Source organism: Cupriavidus sp. SS-3 (genome assembly GCF_035818815.1).
GTDB classification, from domain to species: Bacteria; Pseudomonadota; Gammaproteobacteria; order Burkholderiales; family Burkholderiaceae; genus Cupriavidus; species Cupriavidus taiwanensis_C.
This window is the reverse complement of record NZ_JAYLVT010000009.1, coordinates 232,203-246,779: the sequence shown is the minus strand read 5'-3', so window position 1 is coordinate 246,779 and position 14,577 is coordinate 232,203. Positions and strand designations below refer to the sequence as shown.

The window sequence follows — 14,577 nt, the reverse complement described above, 5'->3', positions numbered from 1 at the left end:
GGAGTTTCTGATCTGGCTGGCGCAGTAGTTCAGCGTGCCGGCATCCCCTCCAGGTCCTGCGCCTCGCGCACGCAGTTGCGTCCCTCCGCCTTGGCGCGGTACATGGCCGCGTCGGCCGCGCCGAACAGGCGCTGCCAGTGGCTGGCGCCGCCATGGCCGACGGCGACGCCAAAGCTGGCGGTTACGCCAAGCCGCGTGGTGCCCGACAGGTAGACCGGCCGCGACGCAATGGCCGCGCGCAGCGTTTCGGCCAGCGCCGCGGCTTCGCCGGGCCGGCCGTGCGGCAGCCACAGCGCAAACTCCTCGCCGCCGAAGCGGGCCAGCACGGCCTCGGCCGGCACCAGCGCGCGCATCTGCGCGGCGATATTGCGCAACACCTGGTCGCCGGCCGCATGGCCGTGGCGGTCATTGATCTGCTTGAAGCGGTCGACGTCGATCAGCACCAGGCTGGCGTGCTCGTGCGCGCCGTACCGGGCCGCCATCAGTTCCAGCGCGCGCCGGTTCAGCAGGCCGGTGAGGCTGTCGGTGCGGGCCTGCTGCTCCAGCTGCGCGGTCAGCGCGGCGCGCTCGCGCAACTTGCGGCGCAGGATGTCGATGGCATCGAACAGGCGCCGCATCTCGGCCGCCTGGCCCATGCGCCTGGCCTGCGCGGCAGCCTCGGATGGCGCGGTCTCGGGCCGCTGGCCGCGGCCCTCGGCCAGCGCGATCACCTCGGCCCGCGCGCGCAGCAGCGGCAGGAACACCGCGCGCCGGGCGAACACCAGCATGTAGCCCAGCACCGCCAGGATCAGCGCCGAGGTGCCGCACGCGGCCGCGAGCCGGCGCAGCGCGCGCTCGCGCGTGCTGGTGAAATGCGCCACCACCTCGTCCAGGAACACGCTGCGCAGCCGCTCCAGCGGCTCAAGCGTAGGCACGTAGCGGTTGGTCAGTTCGGTGGGCGTCATCGAGTAGTTGCCCGAGATGCGCCCCTGCGCGACCAGGCTGTCGACCATGGCCACGCCGCGGCCGAAGAACTGGTGGCCGGCGTCGGCATAGGCCTGTTCCAGCGCCGGCGCGGCGCCGAACATGTTGTACGCCGGCCCGGCCAGTTGCCATAGCGCCAGCAGCCGTCCGCGCGAGCGCGTCGCGTCGACCAGGCTCTGCACCGGCATCGGTTGGCGCGCCGCCACCGGCGCCATGATCTGCGATGCCATGCGCCCGGCGTACTCGCGCAGGTCGCCCAGCATCTTGCCGGTCAGCGCGGGTGCGGCCAGGCCGCCATCGCAAACGGAAAGCTCGCGCACCTGCCAGGCGATGGCGGGCTGCAGCGCGTCGACGACCTCGAACATGCTTTCGATGGCGTGGCGGATCTCGTCCATGTCGCGCTGCTGCGGCGCGCGCGCGGCAAGTTCGTCGATCTCGGCGCGCGCCCGCGCCAGGCGCTCGCGCACGCGCTCGACCATCAGCGGTGGCGGGTGATGGCTGTGCAAGCCGAAGGGGGCCGGCGGCGGCGCCGACAGCCGCGCCAGCGCCGCGTCGCTGCGGGCGCGAAACGCCTGCAGGCGCTCGCGCGCCGCGCTGTGGGGCGAGGGCGGTTCGCCCAGCACGCTGTTGGCCGGGCCGCGTTCGGCGGACAGCGTGTTGGCGGCGTCGAGCACCTCGCGGTACGCCGAGATGTCGTACAGGTTCTGCCGGGCCGCGGCGAACTCGCCGTACGAGGCGGCGATCACCAGCGCCGCCAGCACCACCGTGCACAGGCCGCCCACCGTGGTCGCCAGCGCCAGCTTGCGCTGCAGGCTGCGGCGCGGTCCGTTGCCGGCGGTCAGGGCAGTGCGGTTGCCGGGATCAAGCTGTCGGGCGCGTTGCCGCAGGGCCATGCTGTCTCCACCCGGCTGCCAGTGGCCGGGCCATGCGTGAAATTTCTGTCAATCCCGACATTATTGACGAAAAGGCCGCGGTGCCTGTCCAAATCTTCCGCGATTCGCGCGGAGGACCCCGGCGCCGGCCGCTGCCCGGAAGGTTTTCACGTGCGCGCGCAGCCGAACATACGCGGCTAACGCCGGCGGGGCATTTGACCTATGCTCAAGCTCATCGGGCAGGCATTTATAACGTCCCGAAGGTGGTTGCCATGACTGTGGTCTTGTCATCATCGAGAGCGAGGGAGGCGGGGACGAACCCCGGATGGCACAGCTGTGCCGCGCATCCCGGCATCGTCCACCATCACCTGCATTACTGCGCCCTGCTGGCCATGCTGATGTGTGCGCTGGCCCACGCAGACGAAGCCTTGCCGGATTTCCACGGCGTTTCGGCCGCTGATCCGCCGCTGCAGGCAAGCCTGGCGCAAGCCGCTCCGGCGGAGCCGGCGCAGGTTGCCGGCCAGCCGGACGACGGCTCCGAGGCGAGCGGCTGGATGGTGCAGCCGCTGGAGCCGGTGGTCGTCGAATACGCGGCGGTGCCGACGCAATCCTCATCCCCATCTTCTTCCGCCTTGCCGCGCGCGCTCGGCGCCGGGCCCGATGACGATGCCCCGGGCCTCGCCGCCGCGGACCGCGAGACCGCGGCCATGCCCGAGCGTGCGCGCCGGGTGACGCTGCATCTCGATGACATCACCGCCGCCAGCGGCTTTGTCGACAATCGCGTGCGCACCATGGCGCTGGCGGTCGATGCCGTGGTGCCGCGGGCCGGCGGACTGACCATCCAGCCGCGGCTGCAACTGGCCTACCAGCCCGGCACCAGCGCGGACCCGAACAAGCTGGCGCAGGCGATGCCCGGCGATGCCAGCGCCACCGGCATCGGCGTGCGCCTGTACGGCGCGCAGCCGACGCGGCTGGCCGGCATCTATCCGTTCGTCGAGGCCGACTGGTGGCAGGAAAGCCGCAAGCAGGTCATCAATATCAACGGCACCAAGATCGATGCCGACCTGCTGCGCGGACTGTTCTCGTTCAATATCGGCGCGCATGGCAATACCAAGACCGGCGTGAAGCTGTGGTTCAAGGTCCGGGCGGGGCGCAACCCGAGCGGCACCGTCGGTGCGCGCTATCGATGGTAGGGGTGGTGGGGGCAGTCGCGCGCAAGGCGCGCGGCAACAAAAAAGGGCTTCCGTTTCCGGAAGCCCTTTTTCTTTCTGCATAGGTGGCGCGGCTGGCAGGATTCGAACCCACGACCCCTTGGTTCGTAGCCAAGTACTCTATCCAACTGAGCTACAGCCGCACACGAGAAGCGGAATTGTATAGCAATTATCGATTTGCGCAAGCCCCCCTGCCAAAAATCTTTAACCGCCTCCGTCGGCGTCAGCCTGCGGCTTCCGACCAGACGCCATCCGCCTCGCGCGCCTTGCCTTCGTCGCGCAGCTTGATCAGGTGCGCCAGCAGCGAGCGCTGCGCCACCGGATGCATGCGCGCCGGCACATCGTCATAGACGCGCAGCACCAGTTCGCCGAGCGCGGCCGGGCCAAGTTCGCGCAGCGCGCCGGCGACCTTGGCCTCGCGCTGCAGGCGGTGCCGCACCAGGATGCGGATGGCATCCTGCGGGCGCGCGATCAGGAAACCATGTCCCGGCGCCAGCCACTCCAGGTCTTCTTCCTGGAGCGTGGCGAGCGAGTCGAGGTAGGCGCGCATGTCGCCATCGGGCGGGCCGATCACCACCGTCGATCCCTGCATCACGTGATCGCCGGTGAAGAGCGTCTTTTCTTCCTCGAGCAGGTAGCAGAGGTGGTTGGACGCATGGCCGGGGGTGTGGCAGACCCGCAGCGTGCAATCTTCGGACAAGGCCAGGCGCTCGCCGTGCACCAGTTCGCGCTGCGGCGCGAAGGTGGCGTCCTGCCAGGGGCCGGCGGGGGCCGCGCGTCCCATCACGGTGGCGCCGGTGGCGGCCTGCAATGCCGCCGCCGCGGGCGAATGGTCCAGGTGCGTATGCGTTGCCAGGATCCAGCGGATCGGGCCGGGCGCCGCTTCCAGGATCGCGCGCACATGCTCGCCATCGTCCGGGCCCGGATCGATCACCGCCCATTCGTTGCGCGCACCGCCGCCGACCAGGTAGGTGTTGGTGCCCGGGCCCGTCATCACGCTGCCGTTGTTGGCCGTGACGCGCCATACCCGCTGCGACAACTGCACCGGCACGCCGGGTGCCAGTTCGTAGCGGCCGTGCACCTTGCCGTCGGGATCGATGCGGCCGATCTCGGCGTAGCAGGGCTCGTTCGGCATCACCGGGCGCACGCCCGCCGCGCCGGTGGCAAGCCGCGGCATGATGCAGGCGATGCCGCGCAACTGCGAGAAATACGCAAAGCAGGCCGCGGCGGTCTCGAACTGCGCGATCGAACTTAGCGTGCGGCGCGTGACATGCATCATCGGCAGGCCGCTGGCCGGGTCGGCGGCGTCGGCCGGGCGCACCCAGCGGTGCTCGACGATCTCGGTGCCGTCGGGCACGGCCAGCTGGCCCTCCGGAGCGATGGCGACAAAGAAGCGGGTGTCGAAGCGCTTGGGCAGGCCGGGCGGCGTCAGCCAGTAGCTGTGATAGGCCAGCCGGTCCGCCGCCAGGCGCAGGCCCAGCTGCTCGCAGGCGTGGGCCAGTCCGGGGCCGCCGCGTTGCACGGCCTCGCGCAGCAGCGCCTGCTGGGCAGTGTCCAGCTCATGCGGCCCCCGCAGTCGCCCCTGATGATCGCAGGCGAACAGCAGGCCCGCCTCTTCGAAGCATTCGCGCACCGCGGCGAGGTAGAAGTCCAGGCCGCTGGCCGGCAGGCCCAGGCGCTCGCTGGCGAGCGCGTCATCCAGGCCGTGGGCGTGCGCGTGCAGGTGCCGGTCTTGCGCATCGAGGGTGCCGCCGGGGAAAACATAGGCGCCGCTGCTGCGGTCGTTGGCGCGTTCGACGCGGCGCACCAGCAGCACTTCCATGCCGGCGGGCGCGTCGCGCACCACCAGCAGGCTGGCGGCCGTGCGCAGCAGCGGGGCGGGATGGGCAGGGCGGTTGCCGTTTGTCTCTGTGGTTGTCATTGGTCGGCATCGTGGTTTGTATGCGCGGCGCGCCGGGCAAGGCAGGCCAGGCAGGCCAGGCAGGCCAGGCAGGCCAGGCAGGCCAGGCAGGGCGCGGCCGCGTGCGCTAGTTTAGCCGCGTTCGCGGATTCGAAAGTCCGGGGAATCCCGGCGCACCGGCCGCTGCCGCGGTGCTCCGAGCCGCAGGGCGGGCGCGGGCCGGCTTTGGCTTTTCCGGCCACAGGCAGTAACCTGATAGCTCCGCTTCACTTTCCGGAGCGCCACCGCCGGCGCTCCCATCGGAGGAGGTCCGCGTGATCCGAGCTTCTTACCTGTGCCTGACGGTTGCGTGCCTGGTGGCGGCCTGCGAGACGCCGCCGCAGCTGGCTCCGCGCCCGGTGCCGCCACCCACTACCCGCATCACCGTCGATCCCCAGGCCATGTCCCGGGCGGCATCCGCGGCCTGCGAGCCGGCGGTGGCGGAAGCGCTCCAGCGCCGTTATCCGCAACCCGGCAGCGTCATGCTGATGGCCGACCGCGAGCAGTATTACCAGCGTCCCAACGCGCAGACCTCGGTCAACGGCGAAGGCGTGTTCGAACCGGACGACAGCTCGTCCGCGATCGGCTTCCACTACGCCTGCCTGTACAACGCGCGCACCGGCAAGGTCGACGATGTCCAGATGCGGTACTGAGCCGCGGCTACGCGCCACCTATATCGCTGCGACGCTGATGTGGGGCGCGCACATTGCCTGACTTTGACGCCCGGCCGCAAGGCTGACAGGAGAACCGCATGCCGTACCTGATCGAAACCGTAGACAAGCCTGACCACCAGCACGTGCGCCAGGCCACCCGCGCCAGCCACCTGGACTACCTGGAAGCCAACAAGGCGCTGCTGCTGGCCTGCGGCGCCAAGCTCAACGATGACGGCTCCGACGCCGGCGGCGGCGTCTATATCGTCGATGTCGACAGCCGCGAGGCCGCGCAGCGTTTTATCGACGCCGACCCGTTCGCCGCGGCGGGCCTGTTTGCCGAGGTGCGCATCGTGCGCTGGCGCAAGGCCTATCTCGACGGCACCTGCCGCCTCTGAACCGGGCCGCGCACGCTGCCCACCGCCACCCAACACCCGGAGACTCCATGCTGTTCATGGCCGAAATGACCGTCAGGATTCCCGCATCGCTCGACCCGCAATTGGTCGAGCAGCTCAAGGCCGATGAAAAGGCCATGTCGCAGCGCCTGCAGCGCGAAGGCAAGTGGCGCCACCTGTGGCGCGTGGTGGGCCAGTACGCCAACGTCAGCATCTTCGACGTCAGCGACAACGATGAACTGCACACCTTGCTGATCGCGCTGCCGCTGTACCCGTACATGGAGATCAAGGTCACGCCACTGGCCCGGCACGGCTCCGCCATCGCGCAGAACTGAGCCGCCGACCCGCAACACCGCCCGCTGAGCAGCGGCCGTGCCGGCCCTTTCCGTAGCCAGGCCGCGTGGCTTATCATGCACCCCTTTTCCGTAGTGTCCTGCCGTTGGTGCGCCCGGTCTCGGATCCCCGCATCCGAGTCATTGACAGGGTCGTAGCACGCGGACAAGATGCGACCGACAGATGCGCCTCCGGGACGACATGCTGGCAGCCATAGCCGAAATGCCCGCTGAGCGCACAAGAACTTTTGGGAATCGGGGTAATGAAGCCTAACTTTCGTCAATTGGCGGGCGCGGTCACGCTCGCCGTCATGCTGTCCGGCTGCGCCACCGGGCCAGACTATGCCGGCAACCCGGCGGCGGCCGAGCAGCCGCCCTCCGACCAGGCCATGAAGGCCTTGTCCGCCGAGGTCTTCACCTTTGCCTATCCGATGGTGCTGATGGACGTGACGCGCGAGTTGATGACGCTGCGCACGCCCCCCAACACCTTCAGCCATAAGCGCACCTTCCCGGACGCCACCTTCACCGATGTGGTCAGCCCCAATGCCGACACGCTGTACTCGTCGGCGTGGCTGGACCTGTCGCGCGAGCCGGTGATCCTGTCAGTGCCGGATACGCGCGGGCGCTATTACCTGATGCCACTGATGGATGCCTGGACCAATGTGTTCGCCGCACCTGGCAAGCGCACCACCGGCACCCGTCGCGGCAATTTCGCCATCACCGGTCCGGACTGGCGCGGCACGCTGCCCAGGGGCGTGCAGGAGATCCGCTCGCCCACGTCGATGGTCTGGCTGATCGGCCGCACCCAGGCCAGCGGCAAGCAGGATTTCGCGGCGGTGCACCGGCTGCAGGACCAGTACCGCCTGACACCGCTGTCGGCCTGGGGTGGCGGCCGCCGCGTGCCGGACAAGGCCGCCGCACGGCCCGCGCTGGACCCCGACAGCGCCCCGGTCGAGCAGGTGGCGGCCATGGACGCGCAGGCGTTCTTCACGCGTTTCGCCGCGCTGCTGCCGGCCAACCCGCCGGCGCCGGCCGACAGCACCATGGTCGAGAAAATGCGCCGCATGGGCATCCGCCCGGGCGTGCCGTTCAAGACCACGGTGATGGAGCCGTCCACCGCGCGGGCGGTGCAGGAAGGGGCCACGGCCGCGCTGGCGGCGATCGAGCAGGCGGCGCGCAAGGGCAACGCCGATGCCGGCAATGGCTGGGTCATGCATCGCGACCTGGGCACCTACGGCACCAGCTATGGCCGCCGTGCGGTCACGGCGTGGGTGGGCCTGGGTGCCAACCTGCCGGAGGACGCGATCTACGCCTCCACCCGCACCGATGCCAACGGCAAGCCGCTGCAGGGCGGGGCCCGCTACGTGCTGCACTTCGACAAGGACCAGCTGCCTCCGGCGCGCGCGTTCTGGTCGCTGACGCTGTACAACGAGCGCCAGGCCTTTGTGCCGAACCCGATCCAGCGCTATGCCATCGGCAGCCGCGACCGCCTGCGCTACAACCGCGACGGCTCGCTCGACATCTACATCCAGCATGAGCGCCCGGCCGGCGCACGAGCCGCCAACTGGCTGCCGGCGCCGCCCGATGGCCTGAACATGATGCTGCGCGCGTACTGGCCGGAACAGGCGCTGCTGGACGGCAGCTGGATGCCGCCGCCGGTGATGCGCGTGAACTGATCCGCCGGACGCCGGCAGGCAAACAGGCCGCATGCCCCGACGGGCATGCGGCCTGTTTTTTTACGCCGCGGTGTTCTGCGGGCGGCTGGCGGTCAGTGTGCGTGCGTGGCGCAGGCAGTGCAGGTGCTGGCCGTATGCGGAACCGGAGCGGTCCCGGCTGCGGCAGTGCGCTCGACGCGCTTCCACGCCGCGATTTCCGGCGCCGACAGGCGCTGGCGCAAGGCGCGGGCCGCGCTGACCATGTTGGCCAGCGCCGCTTCGGTTTCCTCCCAGCCCCGCGTCTTCAGCCCGCAATCAGGGTTGACCCACAGCCTTTGCGGCGGCACCACTTCGCAGGCGCGGTCCAGCAGCCGTTCCATCGCCTGCACCGACGGCACGCGCGGCGAGTGGATGTCATAGACGCCCGGACCGATCTCGTTGGGATAGTCGAAGTCGCCAAAGCCTTCCAGCAGCTCCATCGCCGAGCGCGAGGTCTCGATGGTGATCACGTCGGCGTCCATCGCCGCGATCGCGGGCAGGATGTCGTTGAATTCGGCATAGCACATATGCGTGTGGATCTGGGTCTGGTCCCGCACGCCGCTGGCCGACAGGCGGAACGCGGTCACGGCCCAGTCCAGGTAGGCGTCCCAGTCGGCGCGGCGCAGCGGCAGCCCTTCGCGCAGCGCCGGTTCATCGATCTGGATCACGCGGATGCCGGCCTGCTCGAGATCGCAGACCTCGTCGCGGATCGCCAATGCGAGCTGGCGCGCGGTGGTGGCGCGCGGCTGGTCGTCGCGCACGAAGGACCATTGCAGCATGGTGATGGGACCGGTCAGCATGCCCTTCATCGGCCGCTCGGTCAGCGACTGGGCGTAGCGGGCGGTGTCGACCGTCATCGGTTCCGGGCGGTACACGTCGCCGTAGATCACCGGCGGCTTGACGCAGCGCGAGCCGTAGCTCTGCACCCAGCCGTTCTCGGTGAAGCCATAGCCGCACAACTGCTCGCCGAAGTATTCGACCATGTCGTTGCGCTCGGCCTCGCCGTGCACCAGCACGTCCAGCCCCAGCGCTTCCTGCTTGCGCACCGCCAGCGCGATCTCGGCGCGGATGCGCTCGAGGTATTCCAGCGCGCCGATCTCGCCGCGCTTGAATGCCGCACGGGTCTGGCGGATCGCGGCGGTCTGCGGGAACGAGCCGATGGTGGTGGTCGGCAGCAGCGGCAGCGCAAGTGCCTTGCGCTGGCGTTCGATGCGCTCGGCGAAGGGACTGGCGCGGTGCGCCATCGCATCATCCACGCCAGCCAGGCGCTGCTGCACGCGCGCATTGACCACGCGCCGCGAGGCCCGGCGCGACGCCTGCGCCGCGTCCGAGGCGGCCAGGGCGTCGGCGACGGCCCCGTCGCCCTGGTTCAGCGCGCAGGCCAGCACCGACAGTTCGTCCAGCTTTTCGGTGGCGAAGGCGAGCCACGACTTCAGCTCGGCATCGAGCCGCGCTTCCTGCGCCAGCGACACGGGCACATGCAGCAGCGAGCACGACGGCGCCAGCCACAGGCGCTCGCCCAGCGCGCCGTGCAGCGGGCGCAGCAGGTCCAGCACGCGGCGCAGGTCTGTGCGCCAGATATTGCGGCCGTCGATCACGCCCAGCGACAGCACCGCATGCGCGGGCAGCACGGCCTGCCATGCCGCCAGTTGCGCGGGGGCGCGCACCAGGTCGATATGGAAGCCGTCGACCGGCAGCGCGGCCGCGCGCTGCGCATGGTCGGCGGCGGTGTCGAAGTAAGTCGCCAGCAGCAGCTTCGGGCGCGCCGTCGGGCCACCCTCATGCAGCGCGGCATAGGCCGTGTCGAAGGCATCGAGCCAGGCCGGTTCCAGGTCCAGGCACAGCGCCGGCTCGTCGATCTGCACCCATTCGATGCCGCGTGCCTTGAGCTGGCCCAGGATGCGGCGATAGGCCTGCAGCAGGCGCGGCAGCAGCGACAGCCGGTCGAAGCCGGGCACATGGCTTTTCGACAGCCACAGGTAGGTCACGGGGCCGATCAGCGCGGGGCGGGCGCGCAGCCCGAGCGCCAGCGCTTCATCGGTTTCCTCGAAGAACCATTGTGGTCCGCCGTCGAAGGTGGTGTCGGCGTCCAGCTCCGGGACCAGGTAGTGGTAGTTGGTGTCGAACCACTTGGTCATTTCCATGGCCGGCTGCTCGCGGTTGCCGCGGGCCAGCTCGAAATACTGCGCCAGCGTCAGTTGCGCCGGAACGAAGCCGAAGCGGCGCGGCAGCGCGCCCAGCAGCGCGGTCAGGCTCAGCATCTGGTCGTACCAGGCAAAGTCGCCGGTGGCGACGGTGTCCAGGCCGCGCTCGGCCTGCAACTGCCAGTGGCGGCGGCGCAGTTCGGCGGCCACCGTGCGCAGCTCGGCCTCCGAGCGTTCGCCGCGCCAGAACGCTTCCTGGGCGAATTTCAGTTCACGGCGTTCGCCGATGCGGGGAAAGCCGAGGATATGGGTGCGTGCCATCGATGTTGCTCCGGTAGAAGTCTGGCGCACAGTGTCGGTTTGCCCATAAAATGAATCAAGCGACAAGTTTTAAACAATATATGAATCGATTTCATATCAGGACCAAACGACGGCGACGCGGGAGCCGTGCATGATCGAAGTCCGCCATTTGCGTTCGCTGGTTGCCATTGCCGAGTCCGGCAAGCTGGCCACCGCGGCCGAGCGCGTGCATGTCAGCCAGTCAGCGCTGTCGCACCAGATCAAGGCGATCGAATCGCACTACGGCTTGCCGCTGTTCGACCGCACGCGCCAGGGCCTGCGCTTTACGCCGGCGGGCGAGCGCCTGCTGGCGCTGGCGCGCGAGGTGCTGGCCGCGGTCAGCGCGGCGGAGCGCGATATCGAACGGCTCAAGGGCGACACCCGCGGCGAGCTGCGCGTGGTGCTGGAATGCCATACGTGCTTTGACTGGCTGATGCCGGTGATGGACGAGTTCCGCCGGCGCTGGCCCGAAGTGGAAGTGGACCTGGTCGCGGGCTTCCATGCCGATCCGATCGCGCTGCTGCGCAACGGCCGCGCCGACATGGTGATCGGCTCGCAGCCGGCCGCGCGGCGCGGGCTGGAGGTGGCGCCGCTGTTCCGCTTTGAAAGCCTGGCGGTGATCGCCAACGAACACCGCCTGCGCAACAAGCGCCGCATCGAAGCCGCGGATCTTGCCGGCGAAACCCTGATTACCTACCCGGTGCCCGAGTCACGCATCGACCTGATCCGCGAGGTGCTGGAACCCGCCGGCATCCACCTGGAGCGGCGCACCGCCGAACTGACGGTGGCGGTGCTGCAACTGGTGGCGAGCCGCCGCGGCGTGGCGGCGCTGCCCAACTGGGGCGTCAAGAACTACGTCGACCATGACTACGTGCTGGCCAAGCGCATCGGCGCCAGGGGGCTATGGAGCGAACTGTATGCGACCGTGCCGACGGCGATGGCGCGGCGGCCCTATGTGGCGGATTTTGTCGCGATCGTGCGCGATACCTGCGCGGCGCAACTCGACGGCATCGAGCTGCTGGCGCCGGCGGCGTAGCGGCGCCCGGATCGATTCAAGCCGTCAACATCAGTTCGGCGGGCCGGTCGCGACTAGTGGCGGCGCGCGGCGCCGGTTCCGCCACCGTGTCATGGTCCGGATCCTCGACGTCCGCCACCAGCAACTCCACGTCGAAGCCGTTATCGAGGCGGCGCAGGAACAGCCACAGCAGGCCGGCATCATCTGCCGTCAGCGTGGCATGCATCACGGCCTGCGGGGCGGCGTCAAAGCTCAGCTGCTGCGGCGCCAGTCCGGTACGGCGCGCATTGGCCAGCACCCATTCCATGGCGCCGAACAGGTCGGCAGGGGCAAGTCGCAGCGACAGGCGCAGGGTGGGGAGAGGGCGGGAGGCTGGCATGTGTCGTTTCCGGCAGTCGATCTATGCAGGTAATTTACCAGCGGTGCCGAAGAATTGGCTTTCTGATTTTCTTCATATCCGGGCAAATGTCAGTTGATACATCTTAATTTGCTAGAATCTGCGGAAGATTATTCCTAATGGATGGTGCTTGATGGCACAGTCACCCAAACTCGACGACATCGACCGCCGCATCCTGCGCGAACTGCGGCGCGACGGCCGCCTGTCCAATGCGCGGCTGGCGGAGCAGGTGGGCCTGTCGGCCACGCCGTGCTGGAACCGCGTGCGCGCGCTGGAAGAAAGTGGGGTCATCGAGGGCTACGCCGCGCTGCTGAACCAGAAGGCGCTGGGCTTGCCCGATACCGTGCTGATCGAAGTCACGCTGGAGCGGCACGACGACGACATGCTGTACCGCTTCGGCAAGGCGCTGGCGGAACTGCCGGAGGTGATGGAGGCCTACCTGCTGACCGGCGAATACGACTACCTGATCAAGGTGGCGGTGGCCGGCACGCAGGGCTATGAGGAATTCCTGCGGCACAAGCTGTACAAGCTGCCCGGGCTGCGCCACAGCCACTCGACCTTCGTGCTGCGCACGCTCAAGCGCGAGACCTCGGTCGAGCCGTGATCAGGCGGTCCTGAGCACTTCGCTGGTGGTGTTGCGCAGCGCGCGCAGGGCCTCGTTGCATTGCTGCGGCGTGGTGGGGTGCACCAGCACCGCCCAGCGGCCATGCTGGACGGCCTCGCGTACCGGCGTGATCACCAGCTGGTGGTCCGGCCGCGCGGTCATCAGGCCCGCCAGCAGCATGCCGAACATCACTCCCAGGAAGATCGCGGCGCCGGCCGCCAGCCCCGGGCTCTGCATCACCGCGTCGACTTCCTGCCGGTGCAGGATGCCGACCACGGCGAGGCCGACAATGGCGCCCAACGCGGCCATGATCAGGTGCGAGCGCACCGCGGTGTGGACGATGCCGTCGTTTTCGGGCTCGAGCTTGCGGCCGAAATGGGCCTCGTACGGGTGCACCAGCCGCACTTGGCCCCGCTTCAGGTGCGCCTCGTAGCAAACGCGCTCGGCGGCGCTGCTGGCCGCGAGCTTGGTGTCGAACAATGCGGCGAGCTTGGTGCCTGCGGCCTCGGCACTCAATGGATTGGCTGTCATGGCGAACTCCTGCTGCGGCCGTGCCGCGAGGCGGGTGCTGCGCATTGTTTCCGTGCCCGCCGGGGACGACCCATGTCCTGTAAACCGAGTCTAGAGACCCGTTTGAAGCGGCTGCATAAGTCGACGGCGCTTGCGCTTGTAGGAATTGGCCGACCACCCATGCAGCCAGGCCCGGCGGGGGATTTCCAGCGCGAATGTCCGATTCCGCTCATAATGTCGGCGGTGCCGGGCTGCGCCCCCGCCTTTTGACCAAGAATTCCGGTATGAACGACACAGAAATTGAGCTGATCGACTCGGCGCGCCTGCCGACGCGATTCGGCGACTTCACGGCGCACGCCTTCAAGGGCGCCGATTCAGGCATCGAGCACCTGGCCCTCAGCGTGGGCGATGTGGCGGGCGACAACGTGCTGATCCGCATGCATTCCGAATGCCTTACCGGTGACGTGTTTGGCTCCTGCCGCTGCGATTGCGGGCCGCAACTCGAACTCGCGATGGAAAAGATCGCCGCCGAGGGCCGCGGCATCCTGCTGTACCTGCGCGGCCACGAAGGGCGTGGCATCGGCCTGGCGGAAAAGATCCGGGCCTACCGCCTGCAAGACGGCGGCCTCGACACCGTCGACGCCAACCTGGCCCTGGGCCAGGCCATCGACGCCCGCAACTATGCCTTTGCCGCCGACCTGCTGCACCAGTGGGGCGTCAAGTCCGTGCGCCTGATGAGCAACAACCCGCTGAAGGCAGCCGCGCTCGAGAAGGCCGGCATCACCGTCTCGGAGCAACTGCGCCACATCGTGCCGTCCAACGCCGAAAACGAGAAATACCTGGCGACCAAGCGTACGCGGATGGGACATCTGCTCGACTGAACGCGCTTGCGCGCGTGTTGCCCCGGCAGGGGCATTTATTGGCTCATATAGTTGCCAATGGAAACTATTGCCCATAGAATCATTTGGCCGCCCCCGCCTATTGCCCCCATGCCCGACGCAACCAGCCCCACCCATTCGATCCTCGAATTCATGTCGTTCCGCCTGAACCGGCTCTGCGACATGACCAGACAGTCGGCCTCCGGCTTCTACGAGCGGGAATTCGGCATCGGCCTGCGCGAACTGCGTGTGCTCCGTTTCGCCGGGCTGGAACCGGGCTTGACGCTGACACGGCTGATGGAACTGGTGCTGCTGGAAAAGACGGTGACGTCGAAGCTGGTCACCGCGCTGGCAAAGCGCGGCCTGCTGCGTCGTGAAGTGGGCGAAGCCGATGCCCGGCAGCTGAACCTTTACCTGACGCCGGCCGGCGAAGCCCTGGTGGCGCAGACCTACCAGCGTGGCGACGTGCTGGAGAAGATGTTCCTGTCGGTGCTGACCGAGGCCGAAGTCAAGACGCTGGATCTATGCATCGACAAGCTCACCAGGGCCCTGATCGCACATCAGCAAGGCGCGCAGGCATCGGTGGACTGAGGCGAGGGCGGCGATCCCTGACCAAAAAAATGCAAGGAGACAG

General features: G+C 68.6%; 14 protein-coding genes and 1 tRNA gene. 9 read left to right on the top strand and 6 right to left on the bottom strand.

Going from position 1 to position 14,577, the window contains the following annotated elements; all coding sequences use genetic code 11:
• Positions 1-29: 29 nt before the first annotated feature.
• On the bottom strand, positions 30-1,856 hold the full coding sequence (locus U9J39_RS16340) for a GGDEF domain-containing protein (RefSeq protein WP_326347533.1): 1,827 nt from the start codon (positions 1,854-1,856) through the stop codon (positions 30-32).
• A gap of 251 nt (positions 1,857-2,107) precedes the next feature.
• On the opposite strand from U9J39_RS16340, the gene U9J39_RS16335 reads away from it, so the two are divergent.
• Positions 2,108-3,028 carry a hydrolase gene (locus tag U9J39_RS16335; RefSeq protein ID WP_326347532.1) on the top strand — a complete coding sequence of 307 codons (921 nt, stop codon included), beginning with the start codon at positions 2,108-2,110 and terminating at the stop codon, positions 3,026-3,028.
• Between the two features lie 84 nt (positions 3,029-3,112).
• Here the strand turns inward: U9J39_RS16335 and U9J39_RS16330 are convergent.
• Positions 3,113-3,189 (bottom strand) — tRNA-Arg (locus U9J39_RS16330).
• Positions 3,190-3,269: 80 nt separating this feature from the next.
• Positions 3,270-4,967 (bottom strand): MBL fold metallo-hydrolase, encoded by a 1,698-nt coding sequence (locus U9J39_RS16325; RefSeq protein ID WP_116314543.1) that lies wholly within the window; start codon positions 4,965-4,967, stop codon positions 3,270-3,272.
• A 293-nt stretch (positions 4,968-5,260) separates the two neighbouring features.
• On the opposite strand from U9J39_RS16325, the gene U9J39_RS16320 reads away from it, so the two are divergent.
• The 4 genes from U9J39_RS16320 to U9J39_RS16305 all read left to right on the top strand — a co-directional run bounded on the left by U9J39_RS16320 (position 5,261) and on the right by U9J39_RS16305 (position 8,038).
• A complete protein-coding gene (locus tag U9J39_RS16320) occupies positions 5,261-5,638 on the top strand; it encodes a short-chain fatty acid transporter (protein WP_115713090.1) in 378 nt (125 codons plus the stop codon).
• A gap of 98 nt (positions 5,639-5,736) precedes the next feature.
• The gene (locus U9J39_RS16315; protein ID WP_115713091.1) at positions 5,737-6,033 is read left to right on the top strand and encodes a YciI family protein; all 297 of its coding nucleotides are present in this window, start codon (positions 5,737-5,739) and stop codon (positions 6,031-6,033) included.
• Positions 6,034-6,080: 47 nt separating this feature from the next.
• Positions 6,081-6,365, top strand: a complete 285-nt coding sequence (gene catC / locus U9J39_RS16310) for a muconolactone Delta-isomerase (protein ID WP_115713092.1) — start codon at positions 6,081-6,083, stop codon at positions 6,363-6,365.
• Between the two features lie 260 nt (positions 6,366-6,625).
• Positions 6,626-8,038 carry a DUF1254 domain-containing protein gene (locus U9J39_RS16305; RefSeq protein WP_326347531.1) on the top strand — a complete coding sequence of 471 codons (1,413 nt, stop codon included), beginning with the start codon at positions 6,626-6,628 and terminating at the stop codon, positions 8,036-8,038.
• A gap of 92 nt (positions 8,039-8,130) precedes the next feature.
• Here the strand turns inward: U9J39_RS16305 and metE are convergent, their stop codons facing one another.
• Entirely contained in the window at positions 8,131-10,521 is a 2,391-nt protein-coding gene (metE, locus tag U9J39_RS16300; RefSeq protein ID WP_326347530.1) for a 5-methyltetrahydropteroyltriglutamate--homocysteine S-methyltransferase, read from the bottom strand.
• A 130-nt stretch (positions 10,522-10,651) separates the two neighbouring features.
• Between metE and U9J39_RS16295 the strand changes: the two genes are divergently transcribed.
• Positions 10,652-11,575 (top strand): LysR family transcriptional regulator, encoded by a 924-nt coding sequence (locus U9J39_RS16295; protein WP_326347529.1) that lies wholly within the window; start codon positions 10,652-10,654, stop codon positions 11,573-11,575.
• Positions 11,576-11,591: 16 nt separating this feature from the next.
• Here the strand turns inward: U9J39_RS16295 and U9J39_RS16290 are convergent, their stop codons facing one another.
• Positions 11,592-11,933, bottom strand: a complete 342-nt coding sequence (locus U9J39_RS16290; RefSeq protein WP_116314538.1) for an AsnC family transcriptional regulator — start codon at positions 11,931-11,933, stop codon at positions 11,592-11,594.
• A gap of 151 nt (positions 11,934-12,084) precedes the next feature.
• Between U9J39_RS16290 and U9J39_RS16285 the strand changes: the two genes are divergently transcribed.
• Entirely contained in the window at positions 12,085-12,555 is a 471-nt protein-coding gene (locus tag U9J39_RS16285; RefSeq protein ID WP_326347528.1) for an Lrp/AsnC family transcriptional regulator, read from the top strand.
• Here the strand turns inward: U9J39_RS16285 and U9J39_RS16280 are convergent, their stop codons facing one another.
• Positions 12,556-13,086, bottom strand: coding sequence for a riboflavin biosynthesis protein RibA (locus U9J39_RS16280; protein ID WP_115682631.1), 531 nt, complete (start codon positions 13,084-13,086; stop codon positions 12,556-12,558).
• A 263-nt stretch (positions 13,087-13,349) separates the two neighbouring features.
• Between U9J39_RS16280 and ribA the strand changes: the two genes are divergently transcribed.
• Together ribA and U9J39_RS16270 are read left to right on the top strand one after the other, a co-directional pair.
• On the top strand, positions 13,350-13,946 hold the full coding sequence (gene ribA, locus U9J39_RS16275; RefSeq protein WP_062802974.1) for a GTP cyclohydrolase II: 597 nt from the start codon (positions 13,350-13,352) through the stop codon (positions 13,944-13,946).
• 108 nt (positions 13,947-14,054) lie between these two features.
• The gene (locus tag U9J39_RS16270; protein ID WP_116314537.1) at positions 14,055-14,534 is read left to right on the top strand and encodes a MarR family winged helix-turn-helix transcriptional regulator; all 480 of its coding nucleotides are present in this window, start codon (positions 14,055-14,057) and stop codon (positions 14,532-14,534) included.
• Positions 14,535-14,577 lie beyond the last annotated feature (43 nt).